Source organism: Kribbella sp. CA-293567, from assembly GCF_027627575.1.
GTDB lineage: Bacteria > Actinomycetota > Actinomycetes > Propionibacteriales > Kribbellaceae > Kribbella.
This window is the reverse complement of record NZ_CP114065.1, coordinates 4,161,058-4,186,985: the sequence shown is the minus strand read 5'-3', so window position 1 is coordinate 4,186,985 and position 25,928 is coordinate 4,161,058. Positions and strand designations below refer to the sequence as shown.

17 protein-coding genes are annotated in these 25,928 nt (G+C 69.6%); 9 read left to right on the top strand and 8 right to left on the bottom strand.

The window, feature by feature from the left end:
• Positions 1-2 precede the first annotated feature (2 nt).
• A complete protein-coding gene (locus OX958_RS19175) occupies positions 3-707 on the top strand; it encodes a MerR family transcriptional regulator (protein WP_270130231.1) in 705 nt (234 codons plus the stop codon).
• Here the strand turns inward: OX958_RS19175 and OX958_RS19170 are convergent.
• Positions 690-2,243, bottom strand: a complete 1,554-nt coding sequence (locus OX958_RS19170; RefSeq protein ID WP_270130229.1) for an adenylate/guanylate cyclase domain-containing protein — start codon at positions 2,241-2,243, stop codon at positions 690-692. The two genes, OX958_RS19175 and OX958_RS19170, sit on opposite strands and share 18 nt — an antisense overlap.
• Before the next feature lie 134 nt (positions 2,244-2,377).
• Here OX958_RS19170 and OX958_RS19165 point away from each other — a divergent pair, with 134 nt between their 5' ends.
• The 4 genes from OX958_RS19165 (at position 2,378) to OX958_RS19150 (ending at position 6,921) form a co-directional block, all read left to right on the top strand.
• Positions 2,378-4,150 (top strand): M1 family metallopeptidase, encoded by a 1,773-nt coding sequence (locus OX958_RS19165; protein ID WP_270130228.1) that lies wholly within the window; start codon positions 2,378-2,380, stop codon positions 4,148-4,150.
• A 25-nt stretch (positions 4,151-4,175) separates the two neighbouring features.
• Complete coding sequence (locus OX958_RS19160) at positions 4,176-5,393, top strand: sensor histidine kinase (protein WP_270130226.1); 1,218 nt, start codon at positions 4,176-4,178, stop codon at positions 5,391-5,393.
• 43 nt (positions 5,394-5,436) lie between these two features.
• Positions 5,437-6,090 (top strand): response regulator, encoded by a 654-nt coding sequence (locus tag OX958_RS19155; RefSeq protein WP_270130224.1) that lies wholly within the window; start codon positions 5,437-5,439, stop codon positions 6,088-6,090.
• Positions 6,091-6,219: 129 nt separating this feature from the next.
• Complete coding sequence (locus tag OX958_RS19150) at positions 6,220-6,921, top strand: GntR family transcriptional regulator (protein ID WP_270130222.1); 702 nt, start codon at positions 6,220-6,222, stop codon at positions 6,919-6,921.
• Here OX958_RS19150 and OX958_RS19145 read toward each other — a convergent pair.
• From OX958_RS19145 to OX958_RS19125, 5 genes are all read right to left on the bottom strand, one after another.
• Complete coding sequence (locus OX958_RS19145) at positions 6,903-8,672, bottom strand: gamma-glutamyltransferase family protein (RefSeq protein WP_270130220.1); 1,770 nt, start codon at positions 8,670-8,672, stop codon at positions 6,903-6,905. The two genes, OX958_RS19150 and OX958_RS19145, sit on opposite strands and share 19 nt — an antisense overlap.
• A 33-nt stretch (positions 8,673-8,705) precedes the next feature.
• Positions 8,706-12,011, bottom strand: coding sequence for a glycoside hydrolase family 97 catalytic domain-containing protein (locus OX958_RS19140; protein ID WP_270130218.1), 3,306 nt, complete (start codon positions 12,009-12,011; stop codon positions 8,706-8,708).
• Between the two features lie 105 nt (positions 12,012-12,116).
• Entirely contained in the window at positions 12,117-13,340 is a 1,224-nt protein-coding gene (locus OX958_RS19135; protein WP_270130216.1) for an SWIM zinc finger family protein, read from the bottom strand.
• Positions 13,337-16,228, bottom strand: coding sequence for a DEAD/DEAH box helicase (locus OX958_RS19130; protein WP_270130214.1), 2,892 nt, complete (start codon positions 16,226-16,228; stop codon positions 13,337-13,339). Before OX958_RS19130 ends, OX958_RS19135 begins: the two co-directional genes overlap by 4 nt.
• 59 nt (positions 16,229-16,287) lie before the next feature.
• On the bottom strand, positions 16,288-18,171 hold the full coding sequence (locus OX958_RS19125) for an ABC transporter ATP-binding protein (protein ID WP_270139096.1): 1,884 nt from the start codon (positions 18,169-18,171) through the stop codon (positions 16,288-16,290).
• Between the two features lie 178 nt (positions 18,172-18,349).
• Between OX958_RS19125 and OX958_RS19120 the strand changes: the two genes are divergently transcribed.
• The 4 genes from OX958_RS19120 to OX958_RS19105 are packed head-to-tail and all read left to right on the top strand — an operon-like array spanning position 18,350 to position 23,536.
• Positions 18,350-19,105, top strand: a complete 756-nt coding sequence (locus OX958_RS19120; protein ID WP_270130212.1) for a TetR/AcrR family transcriptional regulator — start codon at positions 18,350-18,352, stop codon at positions 19,103-19,105.
• Positions 19,106-19,146: 41 nt separating this feature from the next.
• Entirely contained in the window at positions 19,147-19,749 is a 603-nt protein-coding gene (locus tag OX958_RS19115; RefSeq protein WP_270130210.1) for a TetR/AcrR family transcriptional regulator, read from the top strand.
• Positions 19,749-21,482: an ABC transporter ATP-binding protein gene (locus tag OX958_RS19110; protein ID WP_270130208.1), complete on the top strand. Its 1,734-nt coding sequence runs from the start codon at positions 19,749-19,751 to the stop codon at positions 21,480-21,482. Before OX958_RS19115 ends, OX958_RS19110 begins: the two co-directional genes overlap by 1 nt.
• Positions 21,479-23,536 carry an ABC transporter ATP-binding protein gene (locus tag OX958_RS19105; RefSeq protein WP_442913204.1) on the top strand — a complete coding sequence of 686 codons (2,058 nt, stop codon included), beginning with the start codon at positions 21,479-21,481 and terminating at the stop codon, positions 23,534-23,536. The genes OX958_RS19110 and OX958_RS19105 overlap by 4 nt, the downstream gene beginning before the upstream one ends.
• Positions 23,537-23,654: 118 nt before the next feature.
• Here OX958_RS19105 and OX958_RS19100 read toward each other — a convergent pair whose 3' ends face one another.
• Positions 23,655-24,854, bottom strand: a complete 1,200-nt coding sequence (locus OX958_RS19100) for a M20 metallopeptidase family protein (RefSeq protein ID WP_270130206.1) — start codon at positions 24,852-24,854, stop codon at positions 23,655-23,657.
• 34 nt (positions 24,855-24,888) lie between these two features.
• Positions 24,889-25,815: a 5'-3' exonuclease gene (locus OX958_RS19095; RefSeq protein WP_270139092.1), complete on the bottom strand. Its 927-nt coding sequence runs from the start codon at positions 25,813-25,815 to the stop codon at positions 24,889-24,891.
• Positions 25,816-25,928: the final 113 nt, after the last annotated feature.

The window sequence follows — 25,928 nt, the reverse complement described above, 5'->3', positions numbered from 1 at the left end:
CGATGGCCCTGCGACCGGTCGACCTGGCCCGGCAGGCCGGGATCTCGACGCAACTGGTCCGCAACTACGAAGCGGTCGGCATCCTGCCCGACGTGCCGCGCAGCGAGTCGGGCTACCGGCAGTACGGCGAGGTGCATCTGCGAGCACTGCTCACGTATCGCGCACTCGCGCCCGGATTCGGGAACGAGACCGCGACGGCGGTCATGCGGGCCGTGAACGACGGCGACGAGGCGCTGGCGTTCCGGCTGATCGACGGGACCCATGCGGCGCTGCACGAGCAACGGCTGGCGACGGATGCGGCGAGTGAAGCGCTGGGGGAGGCGGCCGAGGGGTTCCTGGACAAGCTGCCTGTCGTGAACGGTCCGCCTTTGCTGGTGGGCGAGTTGGCGGCGCAGCTCGGCGTACGCACCTCGACGTTGCGGGTCTGGGAGACGGCGGGACTGCTTTTGCCGGAGCGGGAGGCGGGGACGAAGTACCGGCGGTACGGGCCGGTGGAGGTGCGGGATGCGCGGATCATCGCGATGCTGCGGCGGGGGCGGTACGGGTTCGATCAGATTCGGCCTGTACTGGACGGGCTGCGTCAGACGGGGAGCACGGAGGCGCTGCGCTCCGCGGTGGCGGAGAGGCGAGCGGCGCATGATCGGCGTACTCGCGCGATGCTTCACGGATCAGCGTTGCTGCACGAGTACCTAGCTGGGGATCGCTAGCCGGGTCGGACGGTTGCGGCCCCGGACGGTGACCTCGTCGTCGGCCTTCCAGTGCACGGCTTCCGCCGGAGTGGCTTCGTCGACCGCGGTCATCGACGCGAGCAGCCGGCCGGGGACGGACTTGGCCAGCTCGGTCAACCGGGCCGCCTCGTTCACCGGGTCACCGATGACGGTGTACTCGTGCCTGCGGACGTCGCCGACCGTGCCCGCGACCACCATGCCGGCGGTGATCCCGATCCCGGCCGTTGCCTCGGGCAACTCTTCGGCCAGCCGGCTCGCCAGCGTGCGGCCCGCCTGGAGAGCGCTCCCTGCCGGGTCCGGCAGCTCGGCCGGCGCACCGAAGACGGCCAGGACGGCGTCGCCGGCGAACTTGTTGACGAAGCCGCCCTGGCGGTCCACCTCGTCGACGACGACCTCGAAGAACCTGTTCAGCAACTGGACCACCTCACCCGGCGGCCGGACCGCGGCCAGCTCGGTGGAGCCGACCAGGTCGACGAACAGCACCGCGACGAACCGCTCCTCGCCACCGAGCGCGTCGCCGGCCAGGGCCTCCCGCACGACGTCGGCACCGACGTACCGGCCGAACAGGTCGCGGATCCGTTCGCGTTCGCGCAGCCCGGCGGCCATCCGGTTGAAGCCCGCCTGGAGCGAACCGAGCTCGGTGCCGTCGAAGACGGGAATCCGGACGTTCAGCTCGCCCTCGCCGATCACCGTCAGCGCGGTGCGCACCGACCGCACCGGGGCCACCACCGAGCGGGCGGACAGCACGGTCAGCAGACCGCCGCAGCTGAGCACAACGGTGCCGAGGGCAAGGATGATCACCGACAGCCGGGTGGCCGAGACGTCCTTCTCGATCAGCGCCAGGAGCGCGGTCAGCATCAGGCCCACCACCGGCACCCCGGAGCCGACGGCCCAGAAGAACAGCGTCCGGGCCTTCAGCCCGGCAGCCAGCAGGCGCTTCGGCGGAGCCTCGTCGGCGAGCGCTCTCGCGGCCACCGGGCGAAGAGCGAACTCGCTCAGCAGGTACGCCGCCACGCAGGTGACGATGCCGCCGTCGAAGACCGTGATCCCGATCCGTAGAGCGCTCTCCGGCTGGAGCACCAGCGCGAGAACCGTGAACACGACCGTGGCCAGCAACCAGAGGAAGGCCTCGATCAGGGTGAGCCGCAGCGGCAGGCGCAAGGTGATGATCTGTTCGCGCCGGGTCGCCGGGCGGTCCTCGAGGACCCATGCCGTGGCCTTCAGCGCGTAGCGGGTGCCCCAGACGACACCGATCACGAGTGCCGCCAGCAGGTAGGCGGGGAAGGCGATCGCCCGGACCGGATCGAGGCGATCCTCGCCTGGCGGCCCCGGCATCACGAAGACCGCGAGCACGAAGACCACGCAGCCGCCGATGATGTTGGTGGCCAGCAGGAAGACAGTGAGCAGCAGTTGGCTGCGGACGCGGAGCCGGCGCGGGCTCTGGCCGGCCGGTCCGAGCAGCCACGATCCAAATGGTTTCCGCTGCAGTACGAGCTCCGGCCGCCGCTGCGACATCTTGCCCCCAGTCCGCTGGAACCGGCCGTCTGAACCGGTTTTGGCACGGTGCTGCCCGTGGCCCTAATAGGCCGCGTGTTCGGGCCGCAGCGTGGGTAGTGTCCTGCGAACGACATTCTGCCTCGGGAGCCCTTGTGAGCCACGATCGCCACTCCTACGCCGAACCGGCGTTGGTGCGCACCACCCACCTCGCGCTGGACCTCGACCTCGACTTCGCCGCCAAGGTGCTGTCGGGCACGGCCACGCACACGCTCGCCTGGAGTGGCCCCGGCGACCGGCTGGTCCTCGATACGCGGGATCTGACCATCCTCGCGGTGGACGGCGCCGCCGGGTCGGAGTGGGAACCGCTGGAGTACAGCGTCTCGGTACCCGACGACGAGCTGGGCTCCGCGCTCACCGTCCGCACCGGGCAGCACGAACAGGTGCGGGTCAGCTACCGGACGGCCCCGACGGCCACCGGCCTGCAGTGGCTCGAGCCGTCGATGACCGCGGGCGGCATGATGCCGTTCATGTTCAGCCAGTCCCAGGCGATCCATGCCCGGAGCTGGGTGCCGGTGCAGGACACTCCCGGGGTGCGGTTCAGCTACTCGGCCCACGTGACCGCCCCGCCCGAGCTGATGGTGCTGATGAGTGCCGACAACGGCACCGAGTCCCGGCGTACGGGGTCGTACGACGTGGTGATGCCGGAGCCGATCCCGTCGTACCTGCTGGCCATCGCCGCCGGAGACCTCGTCTTCGAACGGATCGGAGAGCGCTCCGGCGTCTGGGCCGAGCCGGAGATGGCCAAGCGCGCCGCCGCGGAGTTCTCCGACACCGAGGAGATGATGCGGGTCACCGAGGCGCTCTTCGGGCCCTACCGGTGGGGCCGCTACGACCTGCTGGTGCTGCCGCCGTCGTTCCCGTACGGCGGGATGGAGAACCCGCGGATGACGTTCGCCACCCCGACCGTGGTGATCGGCGACAAGTCGCTGGTCAGCGTGGTGGCGCACGAACTGGCGCACAGCTGGTCCGGCAACCTGGTCACCCAGGACAGCTGGGACGACATCTGGCTCAACGAGGGCTTCACCTCGTACGTCGAGAACCGGATCGTGGAGGCCGTCTACGGCACCGAGTTCGCCGTGATGGAGACCGCGATCAAGCAGCACGCGACGGTGGTCAAGCTGGATCCGCTCTCCGCGGCCGAACAGGCCGTCGAGCTGCCGGGGCTCAACCACCGGGCGCAGTACCACGGGACGACCGGGCTCGGACCGCTCAAGGGCTGCTGGTTCCTGGCCTGGCTGGAGGAGCGGTTCGGCCGGGAGGTCTTCGATCCCTTCCTGCGCGGCTACTTCGACCGCTTCGCGTTCCGCAGCATCAACTCCGAGGACTTCGCCGGGCATCTGCGCGAGCACCTGCTGGACGAGCACCCGGGCGTGGTGACCGAGGCGGAGATCGCCGCCTGGCTGGACCAGCCGGGTATCCCGGCCTTCGCCGAGAGAGCGGTCTCTGCGCGCTTCGAGGTCGTCGACGAAGGCCGTGAGCGCTGGCTGGCGACGGGCGAGGTACCGGACGGCGCCAAGCACTGGACCACGCAGGAGTGGCTGCGGTTCCTGGACGCCGCGCCGGACCGGCTGACGGCCGAGCAGTTGCAGCAGCTGGACCGGGAGTTCGCCCTGACCGGTACGGCGAACGGGGAGATCGCGCGGCGCTGGTACTCGATCGTTGCCGCCAGCACCTACACCCCGGCGTACGACGAACTGGCGGGCTTCCTGACCCGGGTGGGACGGATGAAGCTGGTGCTGCCCGTCTACCGGGCGCTGGCGGGAACCGGGTCCGGCCGGGAGTTCGCCGACCAGGTGTTCGCGGCCGCGAAACCCGGATATCACCCGATCACGATCGCGGCGGTGCTCAAGATCCTCGGCCGCTGACGCTCCGGGGGCTACCGTCTGGGGTATGTCGATCGAGCTGGACCGGCCAGGACCGCTGGTGGCGCTGATCAGCCCGGGGTCACGGGGTGCCCCGGGCAACGGCCGGCGCACGCCCCGGGACTGGATCGTGGACGTGCTGTTCGTCGTCGTGGGCGTGCTCGGCAGCCTGCCCGCGTGGAACACACCCGACGGATCCAGGATCCATCCGCCGCTGGCGCTCAACGTGACCATCGGCATCCTGGGCGCCCTGCTGTTGCTGGTCCGGCGGAAGTGGCCACTGGCTCTGGCGTTGGGGCTGACCGTGGTGTCGGTGGTCCTCCCGGCCGCAGGAGGCGGGAGCGCTTTGGCGCTGTTCAGTCTGGCGGTGCATCGGCGACCACTGATCAGCGGCCTCGGCTGTGCGGCGGCGATCCTGTCGGCCGCGCTGCAGATCTGGATCTACCCGCCGGCGCCGACGGTGCCCTACGTCTACTGGCTGGTGGTGGGCGCGGCGAGCCTGCTGTGTATCGCGTCGGTTGCCTGGGGCATCGTCGTACGGACGAGGCGGCAGTTGATGGCATCGCTGACCGAGCGGGCCCGGCGGGCCGAGGAGGACCAGGAGCAGCGGGTCGAGCTGGGACGCCGGCGAGAGCGCGAGCGGATCGCGCGGGAGATGCATGACGCGCTCGGCCACCGGCTGTCGTTGCTGACGGTGCACGCCGGTGCCCTCGAGTTCCGTCCGGAGATGCCGCCGGCCGAGCTGGCGGTCGCCGCCGGGGTGATCCGATCGAACGCGCGGGAGTGCCTGGAGGACCTGCGCGAGATCGTCGGCGTACTGCGGACGTCGGACTCCAGCACGCCCGGCGGCCAACGCCCGCAACCGGGTCTGGGTGACTTGGAAGCACTCGTGGAGGAATCTCGCGCGGCAGGCATGACGGTGAGGTTCACCCCGCTGGCGGCGCCGCCTGAGTCGATCCCGCTGACCATCGGGCGGCACGGCTACCGGATCGTGCAGGAGGGCCTGACCAACGCTCGCAAGCATGCGCCCGGTGAACCGGTCACCGTCGTGCTGTCAGGCGCCGCCGGCAACGGTCTGTCGATCGAGGTCCGCAACCCGATGAGCGGCAACCCTCCCGCGACCGGTTCTCGCGTCGGTCTGGTCGGACTGGCCGAACGCGCCAAGCTGGCCGGCGGAACGCTGGAGCACGGCCCGACCAGCACCGGCTCCTTCCGGTTGCACGCCTGGCTGCCCTGGCCGGAGTGACGGCTCCGATGCCGGGCCGGGACTGACGGCTACGATGCCGGGCATGGTGGTCCGGATGCTGGTGGTTGACGACGACGCGTTGGTGCGGGCCGGTCTGCGGGCCATGCTCGGCGGCGCTCCCGAACTGGAGATCGTCGGGGACGTCGGCGACGGACGGGCCGCTGTGGACGCGGTGCTGGAGTTGCGGCCGGACGTGGTGCTGATGGACATCACGATGCCGGTGATGGACGGGCTGACGGCGACCGAGCTGATCCGTGGGCGGGCAGAGGCGCCGGAGGTGGTCATTCTGACGACGTTCGGGTCCGAGGAGCACCTGCTGCAGGCGTTGCGAGCGGGAGCGGCGGGATTCCTGCTGAAGGACGCCGCACCACAGGAGATTCTCGACGCGGTGGTCAAGGTCGCCGGGGGAGACCCGATCCTGTCCGGTGCGGTGACCCGGCAGCTGATGGACTACGTGGCCGGGCCCGATGACCAGAGCCGGCGCGACCGCGCTCTCGGCGTACTGGCGAAGCTCACCGAGCGCGAACGCGAGGTCGCCGCGGCTGTTGCCCAGGGCAAGAGCAACGCGGAGATCGCGGCCGGACTGTCGATGGGCGTCCCCACGGTGAAGACGCACCTGACCCGCGTACTGACGAAGCTGGATCTCAACAACCGGGTGCAGGTGGCTCTGCTGGCCCACGACGCCGGCCTCGCCTGAGCCACCGGCCCGGCTTCGCCCACTCACCGACCGGCGCCGTCCTGGTGGCTTTCGGGCATCGACCGGACGTGTCGGCGGCTGCGGGTAGGGTGCTGCCCGAACGCTGGCAGGCCAGGAGGGGAGCTCGGGGTGGAGACGCGGTACGGGGGAAATCAGGCGCGAACGATCGGAGGGGATCACCTCGCGCTCAGGGACCAGGTGCTGGTCGAGCTGCGGCGGCGGATCGTCGACGGTGAGTACGCGCAGGGTGAGCGGCTGACCGAGAACCGGCTGGCGGACGACTTCGGGGTCTCCCGCAATCCGGTCCGGGAGGCGCTGCGGGTGGTGGAGGCCGAAGGGTTCGTGCAGATCTTGCCGCGGCGCGGTGCCGTGGTGGTGACGCTGGACGAGCCGGCGATCCGGGATCTCTTCGCCGTTCGCGAGCAGTTGGAGACGCTCGCCGCCGGGCTGGCGGCAGAGCGGGCTTCCGAGGCGGACGTTGCTCGGTTGCGGCAGTTGCTGGAAGACGCGAGCGCCGCGACCGAGGCAGGAGACTTCGATCTGGTCGCCGAGCTGAACAGTGCGCTGCACCTCGCGGTCATCGAGATCAGCGGGAACCGGTGGCTGGGGTCGCTGTCGGCCGCGATGTACCACCACGTCCACTGGGTCTTCCGCCTCGGCGCGGCCGAGCGCGCGCCGCACTCGTGGAAGGAACACATCCGGGTGGTCGACGCGATCGCCGCCGGCGACCCCGCCGCCGCCACGGAGGCAGCACGCGATCATGTGGTGGCTGCCGCCACGGCCGCCTTGGTCGCTCCCTCGGCAGCTGATGCTCAACGGCCGGTGGCGTAGCCCTGCATTCCTCGGGGATTGGCGCCGGCAGCCAGTACGCCGTCGGGAGTGCGCGCGACAGCGCAGAGCCGCCCGAGACTCCAGGGATCGGTCTCAACGACCCGGTGGCCTTTGCCGATCAACGCAGCTCGCACGGCCGGTCCTAGCCGGCTCTCGATGGTCAGGTTGCCGGGCTCGGTCGCGCGGGGGTAGAAGGACGACGGGAACGCGGTGGTGTGCCACGCGGGCGCGTCGATCGCCTCCTGCAGGTCCTGCCCGCCCGCGAGATGCCGCAGCAGGAAGAGCAGTTGCCATTGGTCCTGCTGGTCGCCGCCGGGTGACCCACACGCAAGCACCGGTACGCCGTCGCGCAGTACCAGAGTGGGCGTCAGCGTGGTCCGCGGCCGCAATCCGGGTGCGAGGGACGACGCCAGCCCTTCCTCCAGCCAGAACATCTGCAGCCGGCTCCCCAGACAGAAGCCGAGCTCCGGAATCGTCGGCGACGACTGCAACCATCCGCCGCTCGGAGTCGCGGAGATGACGTTGCCCCACTGGTCGATCACGTCGACGTGACAGGTGTCGCCGCGCGTGACGCCATCGGCCGACACCGTCGGCTCACCGGTGCTCGCGTCGCCTTCCACTCCTGCGACGGCCGTAGGCAGGCGCGGCGTACGGCCATCGGGGTTGCCTGGCCGCAGATCGTAGGAAGCCTTCGCCCCCACGAGGGCGGCACGCTGCGCCGCATAGGCCGGTGAGAGCAACGTCTCGAGCGATACGTCGACGCCATCGCCGTACCAGGCCTCACGATCGGCGTAAGACAGCTTGGTGATCTCGGTGATCGTGTGGACCGCCTCGGCGCCGGTCAGGTCGAGCGACCTCGGGTCACCGAGCTCAGCCAGCACCGCCAGCGACTGCAGCAGCGCCGGCCCTTGCCCCCAAGGAGCGGTCTTGGCGACAGTGTGCCCGTGCCAGTCGAGCGTCGCCGGCTGCTCCCAGCTCGCCTCGTACGCCGCCAGGTCGTCGCCCGTGATCAGGCCGGCATGGTCTGCGCCACTGGAATCGCGATGCGGCAACCGGGAGAAGCGATCGATCGTCTCCGCGACGAATCCTTCCCGCCAGGTCTCCCGAGCCCGTTCGAGCTGTGCGACTCGGTCGGATCCTGCCTCTTCGGCACTGACCAGCAGCCGCTCCAGCGTGTCGGCGTAGGCCGAGTTGCGAAACAGCGCGTTGGGCCGGGGCGCGCGGCCCGATTGCAACCACAGCTCGGCCGAGGTCGGCCAGTGCTCAGTGAACAGCTCCCGGACCCGGTCGACAGTTTCCCCGACCTGGGGGACCAGCGGGTGGCCGTTGCGGGCATAGCCGATGGCAGGCTCCAGCACGGTCCTGAGCGGCATCGAGCCGTGATCCCGCAGGAGGAGGAACCAGGCGTCAACAGCACCCGGTACTGCGGCTGCCAGCGGTCCCGAGCCCGGAATGATCGTCAACCCGAGGTCCCGGAAGTGCTCGATCGTGGCGCCTGCCGGAGCCGGCCCTTGTCCGCAGAGCACTCGTGGCGCCGGGTCCTTCGCGGTCGCGATGATGGCGGGCACCTCACCGGCGGGACCGTTGAGGTGCGGCTCCACGACGTGCAGCACGAACCCGGCGGCCGCCGCCGCGTCGAACGCGTTGCCACCCAGTTCCAGGATCCGCATGGCCGACTGGGAAGCCAGCCAGTGCGTCGACGAGACCATCCCGAACGTGCCGCGCAGGGTAGGCCGGGTGGTGAAGGTCATCGAACAACTCTCCCAGGGGTCGAGGCGAAGTGGCTACTGCTGTCGGTGGATCACGCCGGGGTCGGGTTCGAGGCTGATGGAGTCCAGGTTGACGTTGCCGTTGTCGTCCGGGCCGAACACGAAGTCCAGCGGAGCGGCTTGGCTGAGCGGCAGGCTGACTTGATGATCCGACCAGACGTCCCAGTTGGCCAACGCGGGAAGCTGAAGGCGAGTCGACCGGGTTCCGCTGCTGAGCGTCATGGTCTGGGTGGCGCCCATGCCGTTGGCGTAGCGGAGGCGGACGACGAAGAGGCCGTCGGCGGCGACCGGTGCGGTGAACCGTACGCCGCTGGCCTTGGTCTTCAGGCAGGCCACGAAGCCGGTGCCGGTGTAGCCAGGATGGTCGGTGCGCAGGCATGCGCCGCTGATGAGCTGCGCGGACTCCGCCTCGAGCTTGCGGGGCCCGGTGGCGAACAAGCCGCCGGCGGCCAGCAGCTCGGCCGCGAGTTCGGGAGGGATCGGTCCAGCCTCGACCAGTACGGTGAAGCGGTTGAGGGCCGCTCTCATGCCCACGACATCGTTGGCGACCGCCGCGGTGATCCCGCTTCTGACCTCCGTGGCCAATCGGTCGGCCAAGGCCGGTTCAAGCGCTCCTGAGTCGGTAGCCGTCCGTACCTTCAGCGCGAGGGAGAACAGGCCGAGCGGCCGACCGAGACGAGCGGCGAGGTTGTCGTCGATGGCGGTGCGGGCCTGCGCGGACACGTCGGAAAGGGGAAGGCCGTAGAGGGCGAGCCGTAGCTCCTGCAGAGCCAGAAGACGGCCGGTCACGTCGCCGGCACGGAGTACGGTCTCGGCTTTGGTGATCGTGGGCTGCAGGGTTGCCATCGCGGACGGGGACAGCCGGCTGGTCCTTCGCAGCTCCCGCACCAGCTCGAGCAGGGACTGGGTTTGTTCGACCAGAACGGACTCGCCACGCTCGCCGGTCGGAGCTCCCACCGCGACCCGGAAGTCCCGGTCGGATACCTCGGAGGCGGGGAGCACCCACTCGGCGATCCGGGTCCCGCCACCCGCGACACGGACCTGCTGCGCTGCACCGGCGGCCCGGCCGTCGAGGAACACCTGGGTCCGGAACTCGGCCACTGTGCTGCCGGTGTTGATGAGTGGAGCCTTCACGGTGAGCTGCTGGGTAACGGAGTTCAGCACTGCCGTCGGAGTCCCGTACTGCGCCTTTGGTGCCGCGTACCAAGGGAGTTCGCCGAGATCCGCCGCAGTTGCGGGCTTGAGCCGGACCGCTTGGCCGCCCGCGCCGACGAGTGACATGTTCAGCAGCGTGGACGACCGGACCAGCGTCTTGCGGATCTCGATCGGCTTCGGATCGCCTTTCCAGCTGGTCTGTTGCGCGTCGGCATAGCTCTCGGCCACGTAGGCGCCGGGGGAGAGGAAGGACAGCGGCACTCGAAGGGAGCGGCTGTTCTCGTCCGTGACCGCGCCGAGGTACCAGGTGTCGCCGCTGCGCCGGGCCGTCGTGGTGTGGTCACCGATGACGCTGTCCAGGACGCGGGTCTCGTCCCATGTCGTCGGCAGGTTCTTCAGGAACGCGAAGCCTGGATGCGCAGCGTAGTTCTCGGGCGTGTCCGCGAGCATCTGGAGCGGGCTGAAGAAGGTCGGGTAGAGCGCGAGTTGCGCCGCCGAGGTGGTCTGGACACGGGTGCCGAGCCGGGCCGGATCCCAGGTGACGTCGAGGACGCCGGGCGTGTAGTCGGCGGGGCCGCCCATGAACCGGGTGAAGGGAAGGATTGTCGCTTGGGCGGGTGGGTTGCCGTTGGCGCCCATGTAGTTCTGCATCTCCATCCCGGCCACGCCCTCACCCGTCATCAGGTTCGGGTAGGTGCGGGCCAGGCCGGTGGGCTTGATCGCCTCGTGGGCGTCGACCGTGATCCGGTGCCGGGCCGCGGCCTCGGTCACCCGCTGGTAGTGCCGGACGGCTTCCTGGTCGTAGTGGCTGCGGTTCACCCCGCCGAGCAGGAACTTGGTGGCGTAGCCGGTCTTGATCGCGTGGATGCCGAGCGCCTCGTACCGGGAGAAGATCTTCTCCAGGTTCCGGTCGTAGTAGTCGATGTCGCCCCGGGTCTCGTTGTGCGCGATGTACCCGACGCCGTTGGCCTCGGCGTACCGGAGGACCTCGGGCAGATCGAAGTCGGTCTGCGGGGTGAGGAAGTCCTGGCCGGCCCACGAACCACCGGCATTGGTGTTCCAGCCTTCGGCGAGGACGAATTCGGCGCCTGCGTCCTTGGCGAGATCGATGTACTGCTTGACCTGCGCGGTGGTCGCGCCGTGCTTCGGCCCGGCCGTCCAGGTGGTGGCCCGGCGCTGCAGCTCCCACCAGACGCCGACGTACGTCGCGGGCTTGATCCAGGAGGTGTCGGCGCAGATCGCGCACGGGTCGTTGAGGTTCTCGATCAGGTGGGATTCGCCGAGGTCGCCGGGGCGCTCACCGACGGTCAAGGTGCGCCACGGGGTGGAGAACTCGCCGCTCAGCTTGGCTTTCGTGCCGTCCGGAAGCGCGATCAGGTCGCTGAAGAACCGGCCGGGCTTACCGGGCACCGACTTCAGCGTCATGCTCGGGTAGTCGGTCAGGTCCGCCTCGTGCACGACGAGGTAGGAGTCCGCGGCAGGCAAGACGGTGATCGGAGTCTGGGCGGTCGCGACACCGGTCAGCGGCAGGTCGCGATAGTGCTGCTCGTCGGCGGACCAGGTCTTCCCGGCAGGGATCGACCAGCTTCTCGCGGCCGGGGCGAGGGCGAACTCGGTCTGCTCGGCGGTGACGGTGTAGGAGTCCAGGCCCGGCTGGTCGGGGAAGCGGTAACGGAAGCCCACTCCGTCGTCGAAGACCCGGAAGACCAGGTCGAGCTTGAAGTCCGTACCGGCTTGGGTCGCGTGGACGGTGAGTTCACTCGCGTGGTTGCGGATCTTGCTCGACGTACCCCAGACCGGCGTCCAGGTCTCGTCGATCGCGCGCCGCTCGACGGACTCGATCGTCATGCCCTGGGTGAGGCTGGGACGTCCGGCCAACTCGACCCCGAGCCCGGACGCACCGACGAGAACCTTGCTGCCGTTGCTCACGCTGTAGGTGAGGCGCCCGCCCTCGCTCGCGACAGCGACCCGCAAGTCCCCATCCGGCGACTCGACAACCTGTACGCCGTCCCCGGCGACCTCAGTGAGCTGGCCGGAGACGGGTCCTTCGGCACTTCCCTCGGCGCTGGCGGGAACGACCACGATCGCTCCTGAAAACAGGACGGCCGCGGCCAGCGCGAGCAGTCCTGCCCGCCGTCCTCTCGGCTCAGCGCTTTCGGTTGTCATCGGTGCCTCTTCTGCCGGGCGAGGGAGCGGAGGACCCTCCGCAACGTTCAGAGAACGTAGTGGCCGCAGAGGCGCAGGTCAACGTTGTCATGGCTCCGGGCCGGTTCACCAACCGTCCGGGCCGGCGAGGGCTGCGGTGGGGTCACGGTCGGGCGGGCCGGTGGGTTGCCATTCACCGGCTATCAGCTGGTAGGGATGCCAGCGGCCGGTGCGGTCCAAGCGGGTCTGGACCTGGACGGCCCCGGCAGTGGTCAGGCGGTTGTGGTCGACGGTGACTTGCAGGTCGCCGTCGACGGCAGCCTGGAGTTCGGTGCGGGCTCGCGCGATCTCACCTGGGTCGGGAGTCCAGGTGTGCTCCAGGACGTCCAGGCCGGGAGCGCCGCCGTATGACCAGGCTCGGACGCCGAGGGCAACGGCCGCGGGCCGATCCCAGGCTGCGGCGACGCGGTCACGCAGTACTGGATAGTCGGCGGCCAGCCGGATGCTGTCTTGCCACTCGTCGAGAATCCATGGATCGGGGGCGCCGGAGAGCAGGGCGTTGAGTTGGGCGCGGGCTCGTCTGGCAGCGTCGAGGACGAGAAGCGGCAAGGTCGCCGGCTCCAGGTCGGCCAGCGGTTGAGTACCGGTGACGACCAGGTCTTCGAGGCTGAGCTTGGGAGGGAGCGCAGGGAGCTCTGGGAGGTCACCGGCCACCGAAACCGCCGCAGTGGCTGCCACCCCTTCGAGTTCTGGTGGAGCGACGACAGCGGCAGCCGCCGTCGAGGAACGTCGCTGGAGATCTTCGAGCAACGTCTCCCGCGAGCGCCCTCGAAGGAGCAGCAGAACGAAAGGATCTTCGTCCAGCAGCCAACCCGCTTGGTAGCAGAGTCCGGCAGCATGCTGGCAGGGCAGCTCCCACCCGTCGCAGGTGCAGCTCGGGTCCAGATCACCGATCCCGGGGAGCAGCGGAACCCCGGCGTCGGCGGCCGCCTCGACCAGGTCGTGCGGCATCTCACCGTCCAGCAGCGCCGCGATGTGGCCGGCCCGGGCCGCGACCTGATCCAGGAAGCGCGCCCACTCGTCATCGTCGAGCCGATCGACCTCCACGACGGCCTCGTAGACGTCGTCCGGCGCGTACACGGTCGCCGCGAGCCGTCCGGGACTGATGGTGATCGTGCCGACCTGCCCCGAGTTCGCCGTACGGCGTCCTTTCCGCAGTTGGTCCGAGTCCAGTGAGGTGTCCTCCAGCGCCTGCACCCAGGCGCGGCCCCACCACGACTTTCCGCGCGTACTGCGTCGGCCGCCCTGCGCCGGGAAGGCAGGGAACCCGCGCGCCTCTTCGCCGCTCATCGTGCACCTCGCAGTTCCACCAGGTCGGCCAGTTCGGAGTCGGTCAGCTCGGTCAGGGCGGCCTCGCCGGCCGTCAGTACCGCGTCGGCCAGCGCGCGTTTGCTTCTCAGCATGGCCGCGATCCGGTCCTCGATGGTGCCCTCGGCAATCAGTCGGTGCACCTGCACCGGCCGGGTCTGGCCGATCCGGTAGGCGCGGTCGGTCGCCTGGTCCTCGACCGCCGGATTCCACCAGCGGTCGAAGTGCACGACGTGGTCGGCACGCGTCAGGTTCAGTCCCGTGCCCGCCGCCTTGAGCGACAGCAGGAACACCGGCACCTCGCCCGCCTGGAACCGGTCGACCATCTCCTCGCGTTTGCGCACCGGCGTGCCGCCGTGCAGCAACTGGCTGGGGATGCCCCGGTCGGTGAGGTGGCGTTCGAGGAGCCGTGCCATCGCGACGTACTGGGTGAAGACCAGGACGGCGCCGTCCTCGGCGAGGATCGTGGCGAGCAGTTCGTCGAGCAGTTCGAGCTTGCCGGAGCGGCCGGTCAGACGGGCGCCGTCACCCTCCTTGAGGTACTGCACCGGGTGGTTGCAGATCTGCTTGAGGCCGGTCAGCAGTTTCACGATCAGCCCGCGCCGGGCCATCTGGTTGCTGACGGCAACTTCATCGAGCAGCTCCCGGACGGTGGCCTCGTAGAGCGCCACCTGCTCGCGGGTGAGCGAGACGGTCTGGTCGGTCTCGGTCTTCGGTGGCAGCTCCGGCGCGATCCCGGGGTCGGACTTGCGGCGCCTGAGCAGGAACGGCTTGACCAGCTTCGCGAGCCGCTCGGCGACGGCCTCGTCCTTGTCGGCCTCGATCGGCGCCGCCCACTGGTTGCGGAAGGTGCTGAGCCGGCCGAGCAAGCCGGGGGTGGTCCAGTCGAGAATGGCCCAGAGCTCGGAGAGATTGTTCTCGACCGGTGTGCCGGTGAGGGCGACCCGGGCGAGCGCGGGGACCGTGCGCAGTGCTTTCGCCGTTCCGGAGGCCGGGTTCTTGACGTGCTGGGCCTCGTCGGCGACGAGCAGTGCCCAGCGGTGCTCGGCCAGCCGGGCGGCGTCGCGGCGAAGAGTCCCGTACGTCGTGAGCACGAACCCGCTGTCCGCGCCGTCGAGCGACCGGCCGGAGCCGTGGAAGCGCAGTACCGGGGTGCCGGGCGCGAATCGCTCGACCTCGCGCTCCCAGTTGCCGAGCAGCGAAGCAGGGCAGACGACGAGGGTGGGGCCGCTGGTCTCGGCGGTCAGCTGGCGGTGGAGGTGAAGAGAGATCAAGGTGATCGTCTTGCCAAGGCCCATGTCGTCGGCGAGGCAGCCGCCGAGGCCGAGGTCGGTCATCCGGGCGAGCCAGCGCAGGCCGCGCAACTGGTAGTCGCGGAGTGTCGCCTGCAGGGCCGCGGGCGGGTCGATCGCCTCCTGGGACCGCTCGGGGTCGGCGATCTTGGCGCGCAGTTCGTCCAGCCAGCGGGTCGGCGTGACGGTGATCTGCCGGCCTTCGAGCTCGGTGGTGCCGGTGAGGGCGGCGCTCAGCGCGTCGATCGCGGTGACCGGTTTGAGGATGCGCTGCCGCGCCTTCCGGGCCAGCTCGGGGTCGATCAGCATCCACTGGTCGCGGAGCCGCACCACCGGCCGAGTCGCTTCGGCCAGCTGGTCCAGCTCGTCCTCGGTCAGCGGGTCGTTGCCAATGGCAACTTGCCAGCTGAAGTCGAGCGTCTGGTCGCCGCCGAAGAACTTCGGCATGTCCGACGGAGGGCCGTCCTTGGAGGTGATCGCGGCACGGGCGGTCAGCTCCCGGCCCAGACTTCGGGGCCAGTGCAGCTCGACACCGGCGGCCGTCAGCCGCTGCGCGCCGGTTGCGAGCAGCCCGGCGACGTCCTCGTCGGCCAGCTCCAGGCGGTCCGGTACCGCGGAGTCGAGCAGGCGGCTCAACGGCGACCAGACCCGTGCCGCTCGCCTGATCGCGAGGGTGGCGTCGATGCGGGCCCGGGGGCCGAAGCCCGGCACGTCCTCCGCCCACACGTCGGCGGCGTCCCGCACCAGCGTCGGGTCGTTGAGGCTGTGCAACTGCACGACGGCCCGGAACCCGAGCGATTCGGGCAGCTCGATCCGCAGGGAGATGCGGACGCCGGTGTCGAGACCGGCCGACACCTCGTCGGCCCAGCCGCGCAGCCGCGATGCCTGCTGAGGTTCTCTGGCGGTGAACAGCGTGGTGCCGTGAGCTTTGACAGCGCCGGGGGAGCGAGGCATGCCGTCGGCCACCGCGTCGAGGAACTGCCGCACCAGGTCTTCGCCGACCGGGAGCCGCAGTTGGCCTGCAGCCTGGAAGTCGGCGCCGGCGCCGGAACCCGGGCCAGGGCCAGGGTCCGAACCAGGGCCGGAACCCGGACCAGCGCCAGGGCCGGGGGCGGGGGCGGGGGCGGCAAGGGGAAGACATCGGGCTTCGAATGGGATCGCCTCGGACAGCTTGAGGATCCGGTCGATATCGGGGGCGTCCAAGGGCCCTGCCCGCCAGGCGTCGTGGCCGGCGGGAGTCACGCCCGGCAGCAGGCGGCCGCGCGCCACCAACTGGAGTGCGATCAGGGCGGCGGCTCCCCAGAACGCGCCGGCCGGATGGGCGCCGGGCGTGGTGCGGACCCGGCCGAGCACCGGCACCGCCCGGTCGATCGGCAGCTCGATCACCCGGATCGAGCGGGTGGTGAGGCCGTCGCCGTCCTTCACCACCAACTGATGGGTGCCCTGCTCCCCGATCCCGAGCGGCAGGTCACCGCCTGCTGGATCCCAGAAGGCGACCTTGCCGTCCCGCGGCGGATCCGCCGGAATGAACACCGCTGCCAGCTCGGCCAGCGCCCCCGTGTGTACGTACCCTGCCAAGCCCGCACTCCCTCTCGATCAGACCACCACCTACGTCGAACTGCCGCTCTGCAACGGATTCAGACAGCTCCGACCGGGACGTCCCCGGTCACCCCAGCCTGCTCGAACTGCGTCCGGTGAAGCTCCTCGTACCGCCCGCCGGCCGCCAGCAGCTCGGTGTGCGTGCCCTGCTCGATGATCCGGCCGTCCTCGATCACCAGAATCTGGTCGGCCGCCCGGATGGTGGAGAGCCGGTGCGCGATCACGACCGCCGTCCGCCCGTTCAGTGCCTCGGCCAGGGCAGCCTGTACTGCGGCCTCGGAGGTGGAGTCCAGCGCCGCGGTCGCCTCGTCCAGGATCACGACCCGCGGTTGGGCCAGCAGCAGCCGCGCGATGGTCAGGCGTTGCCGCTCGCCACCGGAGAAGCGGTACCCGCGCTCACCGACCACTGTCTCCAGCTGGTCCGGCAGCGCCCGCACCAGGTCGAGCAGCCGTGCCCGGGTGAGTGCTTCCCAGAGCTCGTCCTCGGTCGCCTCCGGCCGAGCGAGCAGCAGGTTCTCGCGAAGAGAGTCGTGGAACAGGTGCCCGTCCTGCGTCACCATTCCGAGGGTCTCCCGCAGCGACTCCGCCGACACGTCGCGCACGTCCACCCCGGCGAGCCGCACCGAGCCCGAGTCCACGTCGTACAGCCGGGGGATCAGTTGCGCGATCGTCGACTTGCCGGCGCCGGACGATCCGACCAGCGCGACCATCTGCCCCGGCTCGGCCTTGAACGAGATCTCGTGCAGCACCTCGACGCCGCCGCGGGTGTCGAGTTTGGCCACCTCCTCCAGCGAGGCCAGCGACACCTTGTCCGCGGACGGATAGGCGAACCGCACCTTCGAGAACTCGACCGACACCGGTCCGTCCGGCACCTTGACCGCGTCCGGCTTGTCCTTGATCAGGGGCTCGAGGTCGAGCACCTCGAAGACCCGCTCGAAGCTGACCAGCGCCGTCATCACCTCGAGCCGCGCGCTCGCCAGCGCGGTCAGGGGGGAGTAGAGCCGGGTCAGCAGCAACGCCATCGCCACCACCGTGCCGGCGTCGAGCTGATCGCGCAGCGCGTAGAAGCCACCCAGCCCGTAGACGACGGCCAGAGCCAGCGCCGACACCAGCGTCAGCGCGGTCACGAAGAGCCACTGCACCATCGCGGTCCGGACGCCGATGTCGCGCACCCGCGAGGCCCGGACCGCGAACTCGTGCGACTCACGCGCCGGCCGGCCGAACAGCTTGACCAGCGTCGCCCCCGGCGCCGAGAACCGCTCCGTCATCTGCGTGCTCATGGTGGCGTTGTAGTTGGCCGCCTCCCGCTCCAGCGCGGCCAGCTTGCTGCCCACCCGGCGAGCCGGGATCACGAAGATCGGCAGGATCACCAGCGCCAGCAGCGTGATCTGCCAGGACATCTGCAGCATCACCACCAGCGTCAGTGCGAGCATCACCACGTTGCTGACGACACCGGACAGGGTGTCGCTGAAGGCCCGCTGAGCGCCGATCACGTCGTTGTTCAGCCGGGAGACGAGGGCTCCGGTCCTCGTCCGGGTGAAGAACGCGATCGGCATCTTCTGGATGTGGTCGAAGACCGCGGTCCGCAGGTCGAGGATCAGCCCCTCGCCGATCCCGGCCGACAGCCAGCGGGTGAGCAGCCCGATCCCCGCCTCGGCGACCGCGATCAGCGCGATCACGCCGGCCAGCCAGACCACGACGCTGACCGCCTTGCCGTTGACGATCGCGTCGACCACCCGGCCGGCCAGGATCGGGGTGGCCACGGCGAGCACGGCGGCGGCCACGCTCAGCACCAGGAACAGGATCAGCTGCCGGCGGTGCGGCCGGGCGAAGGCGAGGATCCGCAGCAGGGTCGCCTTCGAGAACGGGCGCTTGTCGTCCTGGGCGTGCATGGCGTGGTACATCGAGTTCCACGCGGTCATTTCCATACTCACGGCGAGACTCCGGTGGTTCGGGGGAGGACGAGACGATGATCCTCCTGACCACCGACAGTTTCCGACCGTAGAACCTCAACAAAGCTGGAGGTCAAGCCGCCATCCTTACTGAGTACGCTGTACGAGGTAACGCCGAAAGCATAGCGAACCGGAGAGAATCGCGCACATGGACAAGGACCACGGCGGCAGCGGCGACCCGGCGAAGAGCCTGGAGCTGCTCTGGGGAACGCAGGCCAGGCCGACCCGGGGACCGAAGCCGGCCCTGACCGTCGGCCAGGTCGTCGCCGCTGCCCTGAAGATCGCCGATGCCGAGGGGCTGGCGGCGATGTCGATCCGGCGGGTGGCCGACGAGCTCGGCGTCGGAGCGATGACGCTGTACCGGTACGTGCCCGGCAAAGGCGAGTTGATCGACGTCATGCTCGACACCGCGTACGGCGAGTTGCCGCTGCGCGAGGTGGCCGGCGACTGGCGGGCCAAGCTCGACCAGGTGGCCCGGGAGGCTCGGGAGATGTACCTGAAGCATCCGTGGCTGCTGCACGTCGCGGTGAGCCGCCCGCCGCTGGGGCCGGGCGTGATGGCGAAGTACGAGTACGAGTTGAGTGCGGTCGAGGGGATCGGCCTGACCGACGTGGAGATGGACGCGGTTGTCGCTCTGGTCAACGGATACGTGCACGGCGCGGTACGGAGTGCCGTGGAGGCGGCGCAGGTGATCCGGAGTTCCGGAATCACCGACAAGGAGTGGTGGCTCGCGCACGAACCGCTGCTGGACAAGATCGGCGACGCGAAGAAATACCCGCTCGCGAGCCGGGTGGGGACTACTGTCGGTCAGGAGTTCGACGCGCCGTACGACTCCGACCACGGGTTCGAGTTCGGCTTGGCCCGGGTGCTGGACGGAGTCGCCGCACTGCTGGAGCGGCGGTAATACAGTTGTGAGTGAGTGCTCACTCAGTTAACCTCGACGGGGTGAGCCCACGAGCAACTCCGATGCCACCCGACGAGCGCCGTGCGGCGATCGTCAGGGCGACGCTGCCGTTGCTGGAGAAGTACGGCGTCGACGTCAGCACCCGGCAGATCGCCGAGGCGGCGGGGGTCGCCGAGGGCACGATCTTCCGCGCCTTCGGCAGCAAGGACGCGCTGATCGACGCCGCGTTCAGGACCGCCTTCGACGTGGAGCCGTTGCTCGCCGCCGTCGGCGACATCGACCCGTCGCTGCCGCTGCGGGAGCGGATGATCGCTGCCGTCGAGATCGCCCAGACCCGGCTGCGCAAGGTCTTCACGCTGTTCGTCGCGCTCCGGATGCACCGTCGTCCCGACCTGAAGGACGATCCGGACCAGCATGCCCGGGCCAAGGCGGACGGCGCCCGGGCCGACGCGGCCTTCGCCGACCTCCTCCGCCCGGACGCCGGCCAGCTGCGGCTGACCCCGGAAGAGGTCTGTCACCGGCTGCGGCTGCTCACCTTCTCCGCCACTCACCCAATGATTTCGGACGGTCGGCCGATGACCGCCGAGGAGATCGTCGACTTCGCCCTCGACGGTGTCCGAATCCACGAACCCGGGGACCGCTGATGCTACTTCGACTGCTGCGGACGCACCTGCGCCCGTATGCCGGCAACCTGTCCATGGTGGTGGTCCTGCAACTGATCGGGACGATCGCCTCCCTCTACCTGCCCAGCCTGAACGGCGCCATCATCGACAACGGCGTCGCCAAGGGCGACACCGGCTACATCATGGAGGCCGGCGGCTGGATGCTCGGCATCAGCCTGGTGCAGATCGTCTGCACGGTGGCGGCGGTCTACTTCGGGGCGAAGACCGCGGCCCTGTTCGGCCGGGACGTGCGCGCCGCGGTGTTCCACCGGGTGGGCGAGTTCTCCGCGCGGGAGGTCAACCAGTTCGGTGCGCCGACGCTGATCTCGCGCAGTACCAACGACGTGACCCAGGTGCAGATGCTGGTCGTGACCACCTGCACGATGCTGGTCGCGGCACCGATCACGATGGTCGGCGGCGTGTTCATGGCGATCCGGGAGGACGTCGGCCTGTCCTGGCTGGTGGCCGTCGCCGTACCGTTGCTGGCGGCCTCGATCGGCCTGATCGCGAGCCGGATGGTGCCGCAGTTCCGCAAGATGCAGGTCAACATCGACGCGGTCAACCGGGTGCTGCGCGAGCAGATCACCGGGATCCGGGTGGTCCGGGCCTTCGTCCGCGAGCCGCACGAGACCGAACGCTTCGGCCAGGCGAACACCGATGTCACCGACACCGCGATCCGGGCGGGCCGGCTGATGGCGCTGGTCTTCCCCGTGGTGATGCTGATCCTGAACCTGTCCACCGTCGCGGTGCTGTGGTTCGGCGCCTCCCGGGTGAACAGCGGTGTGATGGAGGTCGGCGCGCTGACCGCGTTCATCGCCTACCTGATCCAGATCCTGTTCTCGGTGATGATGGCGACCTTCGTGATGATCATGGTGCCGCGGGCCACGGTCTGCGCGGACCGGATCAGCGAGGTACTGAACACCGAGTCCTCGGTCCGCCCGCCGGTCACCCCGCTGAGGAACTTCGCGGGCACCGGTGAACTGGTCTTCGAGAACGCCTCCTTCCAGTACCCCGGTGCCGCGGAGCCGGTACTGCGGGACGTCAGCTTCACCGCGTCGCGGGGCCGGACGACCGCGATCATCGGCAGCACCGGTGCCGGCAAGACCACCTTGCTGTCGCTGGTCCCGCGACTGTTCGACGCGACCGGTGGCCGGGTGCTCGTGGACGGGATCGACGTCCGTGACATCGAGCCCGACGCCCTGTGGGAGCGGATCGGTCTGGTCCCACAGCGGCCGTACCTGTTCTCCGGCACCGTGGCCAGCAACTTGCGGTACGGCAATCCCGACGCCACCGACGAGGACCTGTGGCAGGCGCTCGAGATCGCCCAGGGCAAGGACTTCGTCGAGGCGATGGCGCTCGGGCTGGAGGCGCCGATCTCGCAGGGCGGTACCAACGTGTCCGGAGGTCAGCGGCAGCGGCTCGCGATCGCGCGGGCGCTGGTGCGCAAGCCGGAGATCTACCTGTTCGACGACTCGTTCTCCGCGCTGGACCTGACCACCGACGCCCGGCTGCGGGCCGCGCTCGCGCCGGTGACCGCGGCCGCGGCGGTGGTGATCGTCGCCCAGCGGGTGTCCACCATCATCGACGCCGATCAGATCGTCGTGCTCGAGGACGGCGCGGTCGTCGGCCGGGGCACTCATCCCGAACTGCTCCAGACCTGTCCGACGTACGTCGAGATCGTGGAGTCCCAGCGGTCGGCGGAGGAAGCAGCATGACGGATCAGAAAGCGGCCGGACCGGCCGTCGAGGACCAGCCGGCCGAGACGGTGAAGTCGACCGAGCGGCCGACGATGAACCGCGGGTTCGGCCCACCCGGTGGCATTCCGGGGGACAAGTCGATGAACTTCGGCCCGTCGGCCAAGCGGCTGCTCCGGCGGCTGCGGCCGCACCGGGTGCAGGTCGGCGCGGTCGTCCTGCTGGCGATCGCCAGCGTCGGGCTGGCGGTGCTCGGGCCGAAGATCCTCGGCCGGGCCACCGACATCATCTTCTCCGGCGCGATCGGCAAGACCCTGCCCCAGGGACTGACGAAGCAGCAGGTGATCGACCAGGCCCGTGCCTCCGGCAACGGCCGGTTCGCCGACCTGCTCGGTGGCATCGACCTGATCCCCGGCGTCGGGATCGACTTCGATGCCCTCCGCAACGTGTTGCTGCTGGTGCTGGCGCTGTACCTCGGGTCGTTCTTCCTCTCCTGGATGCAGGGCTACATCCTGAACGGCGTCGTCCAGCGGACCGTGTTCGAGCTGCGCTCGGAGGTGGAGGACAAGCTCAACCGGCTGCCGCTGAGCTACTTCGACGGCGCTCCCCGCGGTGAGCTGCTGAGCCGGGTCACCAACGACATCGACAACATCTCGACCAGCCTGCAGCAGACCCTGAGCCAGTTGCTCACCTCGCTGCTGACGGTGGTCGGCGTGGTCACGCTGATGTTCGTGATCTCGCCGGTGCTGGCCCTGATCGCGCTCGTCACGATCCCGATCTCGATGATCCTGACCGCGGTGATCGCCAAGCGCTCGCAGGCCCGGTTCGTCGCGCAGTGGCGGCACACCGGCACGCTGAACGGCCAGATCGAGGAGGCCTTCACCGGGCACGAGCTGGTCAAGGTGTTCGGCCGGCAGAAGGAGATCGAGGCGAGCTTCGCGCAGAAGAACCAGGAGCTCTACGAGGCTTCGTTCGGGGCCCAGTTCATCTCCGGGCTGATCATGCCGTCGATGATGTTCATCGGGAACCTGAACTACGTGGTGATCGCGGTGATCGGCGGGCTGCGGGTGGCGTCGGGGACGATGACGCTGGGCGACGTACAGGCCTTCATCCAGTACTCGCGCCAGTTCACCCAGCCGCTGACCCAGGTCGCGTCGATGGCGAACCTGCTGCAGTCCGGCGTCGCGTCGGCCGAGCGGGTGTTCGAAGTACTGGATGCCACCGAGCAGCGGCCGGAGGAGGCGACGCCGGCGAAGCTGTCGGAGTCGCGAGGCCGGGTCGAGTTCGAGCACGTGTCGTTCTCCTACACCGAGGACAAGCCGCTGATCACCGACCTGAGCCTGGTGGCCGAACCGGGGCAGACGGTCGCCATCGTCGGCCCGACGGGCGCGGGCAAGACCACCCTGGTCAACCTGATCATGCGGTTCTACGAGCTGAACGGCGGCCGGATCACGCTGGACGGTGTCGACATCACCGAGCTGAGCCGGCACGATCTGCGCCGGCGGATCGGGATGGTGCTGCAGGACACCTGGCTGTTCGGCGGGACGATCCGCGACAACATCCTGTACGGCAACCTGGACGCGACCGAGGAGGACATGCTCGCCGCGGCCCGGGCGACGTACGTGGATCGCTTCGTGCACAGCCTGCCGGACGGCTACGACACGGTGATCGACGAGGAGGGCAGCAACGTCAGCGCGGGGGAGAAGCAGTTGCTGACCATCGCCCGGGCGTTCCTGTCCGACCCGCAGTTGCTGATCCTCGACGAGGCCACCAGCTCGGTCGACACCCGCACCGAGGTCCTGGTGCAACGGGCGATGGCCGCGCTGCGGTCGGACCGGACGAGTTTCGTGATCGCGCACCGGTTGTCGACCATCCGCGACGCGGACCTGATCCTGGTGATGGAGGACGGCTCGATCGTTGAGCAGGGCAACCATCAGCAACTGCTGGCGGTGGATGGTGCTTATGCGCGGCTGTACAACGCGCAGTTCAGTGGCGCGTTGACCGACGGGGCCGAGGAGATCGCGGACGGGGCTCCGGGGGCTGCCGCGGTACCGGCCGGCCCGCCCGCGCGCTGACCGCCCGGTCCCACTCTGGTGTCTTCGGACACAAAGCGGCGACCTTGGACAGGTAATAACCTGTTCAAGGTCGCCATTGGGTGTTCAAGGGCGCTGCGGGGTGCAGGGGGCAGGGGCGTCAGTCGGCGCGGGTGAGGCGGCGGACGGCGAGTTCGGCGAGCAGGGCCGCGGCGTCGGGGAGAACGGAGTCGTCGAAGTCGGCCAGCGGGGAGTGGTTGTCCGCGGCGGTGGTGTGGTCGGGGGCCGAGCAGGCGCTGAGGTTGACGTAGGCGCCGGGGACCTCGTTGAGGACGTAGGACATGTCTTCGGCGCCGCACTCGGCGTTGGGGCGTTCGCGGAAGCGGTCGGGACCGAAGAGGTCGACGATCGCCTGACGGGCGAAGACGTACTCCAACTCGTCGTTGACCGTGACGGGATAGCCGACCCGGTAGTCGGCTTCGGCGGTCAGGCCGTGGGCGGCGGCGATACCCTCCACGAGCCGGACGCAGGCCTCCTGCATCGTGGCCCGGGACTCGGCCGAGAAGCTGCGGACGGTCGCGTCGAAGAAGGCGTCGTCGGGAATGATGTTCTCCTTGGTGCCACCGGCGATCTTGCCGACCGTCAGCACCACCGGGTCGAACACGTCGAACTGCCGGGTCACCATCGTCTGCAGGGCGCCGACGATCTCGCACAGGACCGGGATCGGGTCCTTGCCGCGGTACGGCTCGGAGCCGTGGGCGCCGGCACCGACGACGCGCACGCTGAGCTGGTCGGCGGCCGCCATCAGCGGGCCGGCCTTGCTGCTCCAGACGCCGAGCGGATCACCGGCCGACTGGACATGCAGGCAGTACGCCGAATCGACGCGTCGCCCGGCCGCCTCCAGCAGACCCTCGCGAATCATGATCGGTGCGCCACCGGTGGTCTCCTCACCCGGCTGGAACATGAAGACCACGTCGCCGGCGAGCTGATCGCGCAGCTCGTGCAGGATCTTCACGGCGCCGACCAGACCCGCGACGTGCAGGTCGTGGCCGCAGGCATGCATCAGTCCGGGGTGGGTCGACCGGAACGGCACGTCGACCCGCTCGGTCACCGGCAGCGCGTCCATGTCGCCGCGCAGCAGCACGACCGGGCCCGGGCCGGCGCCACCTCGCAGTACGGCGGTGACCGAGGACAGCTCCTTGCCGAGCGTGATCTCCAGGTCGAGACCTTCGAGCGCCTGCAGGATCAGGCCCTGCGTCTTCGGCAGGTCGAGGTCGTACTCCGGGACCTGGTGCAGCGCGCGCCGGAGCTCGACGATGCTGCCACCGTACTTCTGGCCGAGCTCGAGCGTGCGGGTCATGCGGTTCCCTTCGGGCGGAGGATCAGGGGGTGGCTCACACGGAGTCCTTCGGCCCGAGCTTCAGCGCGGCCATCACGCGCTGGGCGCTGCTGCCGAGTTCGAGCAGCTCGACCAGGTCGAGCCACTTCTCGGGGTCGTGCACCTGGGCCGGCAGGGTGGCGTCGAAGCTGCCCACCGGGGCGTCCTTGGCGACCGCGACGACCTTCGGCGCGACATCCAGGTAGTCGCTGGAATCCAGGATCTTGCGCTTCACGCTCGGCGACATCGGCGTACCGGGGTCGGCCGCGGCGGCGCGGATCGCGGCGAGATCGCCGTACGCGGTGATGAGCGACATGGCCGTCTTCTCGCCGACCCCCTTGACGCCGGGCAGCCCGTCGGAGGCGTCGCCGCGCAGGGTGGCGTAGTCGGCGTACCGGCTGGCGGGGATCTCGTACTTCGCGAGCAGCGCCTTCTCGTCGTACACGTCGGCGCGGCCGACCCCCTTGGCGGCGGTGTAGATGATCCGGATGCCGCGCGAGTCGTCGATCAGCTGGAACAGGTCACGGTCGCCGGTGACCACGTCGACCGGCATCTTGGCCTGGTGCGACAGGGTCCCGATGACGTCGTCGGCCTCGTGGTCGGGCGCGCCGACGATGGGAATCCCGAGCGCCTCGAGACAGGCCCGGATGTAGGGCACCTGCAGCTCCAGCCGGTCCGGCACATCCTCGACCTGCTCACCTCCCGTGGCAACGAACTCGACCCGCTGCGCCTTGTACGACGGAATCAGCGCGACCCGCCACGAAGGCCGCCAGTTGTCGTCCCAGCAGGCGACCAGATGCGTCGGCTGGTGGTTGTCGACCAGCCGGGCGATGAAGTCGAGCAGCCCGCGGATCGCGTTGGTCGGCGTACCGTCGGCCGCCTTCATGGTGTCGGGCACGCCGAAGAAGGCGCGGAAGTAGAGAGACGCGGTGTCGAGCAACATCAACTTCTGAGGCATGGGGGGATGGTTTCATATGTGTTGAGGCTGCGCCTGCTCCTTCGTCGCATGGGTTGCTACGGGCTCCGCTAGACCTGGGCGGGATGGGTTGGGCTCAC

What these genes read in the sequence shown, in the direction of transcription:
- OX958_RS19175 (WP_270130231.1), top strand. Translation starts at nt 3, where the DNA reads ATGGCCCTGCGACCGGTCGACCTGGCCCGGCAGGCCGGGATCTCGACG.
- OX958_RS19170 (WP_270130229.1), bottom strand. Translation starts at nt 2,243, where the DNA reads ATGTCGCAGCGGCGGCCGGAGCTCGTACTGCAGCGGAAACCATTTGGA.
- OX958_RS19160 (WP_270130226.1), top strand. Translation starts at nt 4,176, where the DNA reads ATGTCGATCGAGCTGGACCGGCCAGGACCGCTGGTGGCGCTGATCAGC.
- OX958_RS19155 (WP_270130224.1), top strand. Translation starts at nt 5,437, where the DNA reads ATGGTGGTCCGGATGCTGGTGGTTGACGACGACGCGTTGGTGCGGGCC.
- OX958_RS19145 (WP_270130220.1), bottom strand. Translation starts at nt 8,672, where the DNA reads ATGACCTTCACCACCCGGCCTACCCTGCGCGGCACGTTCGGGATGGTC.
- OX958_RS19140 (WP_270130218.1), bottom strand. Translation starts at nt 12,011, where the DNA reads ATGACAACCGAAAGCGCTGAGCCGAGAGGACGGCGGGCAGGACTGCTC.
- OX958_RS19135 (WP_270130216.1), bottom strand. Translation starts at nt 13,340, where the DNA reads ATGAGCGGCGAAGAGGCGCGCGGGTTCCCTGCCTTCCCGGCGCAGGGC.
- OX958_RS19125 (WP_270139096.1), bottom strand. Translation starts at nt 18,171, where the DNA reads ATGACCGCGTGGAACTCGATGTACCACGCCATGCACGCCCAGGACGAC.
- OX958_RS19120 (WP_270130212.1), top strand. Translation starts at nt 18,350, where the DNA reads ATGGACAAGGACCACGGCGGCAGCGGCGACCCGGCGAAGAGCCTGGAG.
- OX958_RS19110 (WP_270130208.1), top strand. Translation starts at nt 19,749, where the DNA reads ATGCTACTTCGACTGCTGCGGACGCACCTGCGCCCGTATGCCGGCAAC.
- OX958_RS19105 (WP_442913204.1), top strand. Translation starts at nt 21,479, where the DNA reads ATGACGGATCAGAAAGCGGCCGGACCGGCCGTCGAGGACCAGCCGGCC.
- OX958_RS19100 (WP_270130206.1), bottom strand. Translation starts at nt 24,854, where the DNA reads ATGACCCGCACGCTCGAGCTCGGCCAGAAGTACGGTGGCAGCATCGTC.
- OX958_RS19095 (WP_270139092.1), bottom strand. Translation starts at nt 25,815, where the DNA reads ATGTTGCTCGACACCGCGTCTCTCTACTTCCGCGCCTTCTTCGGCGTG.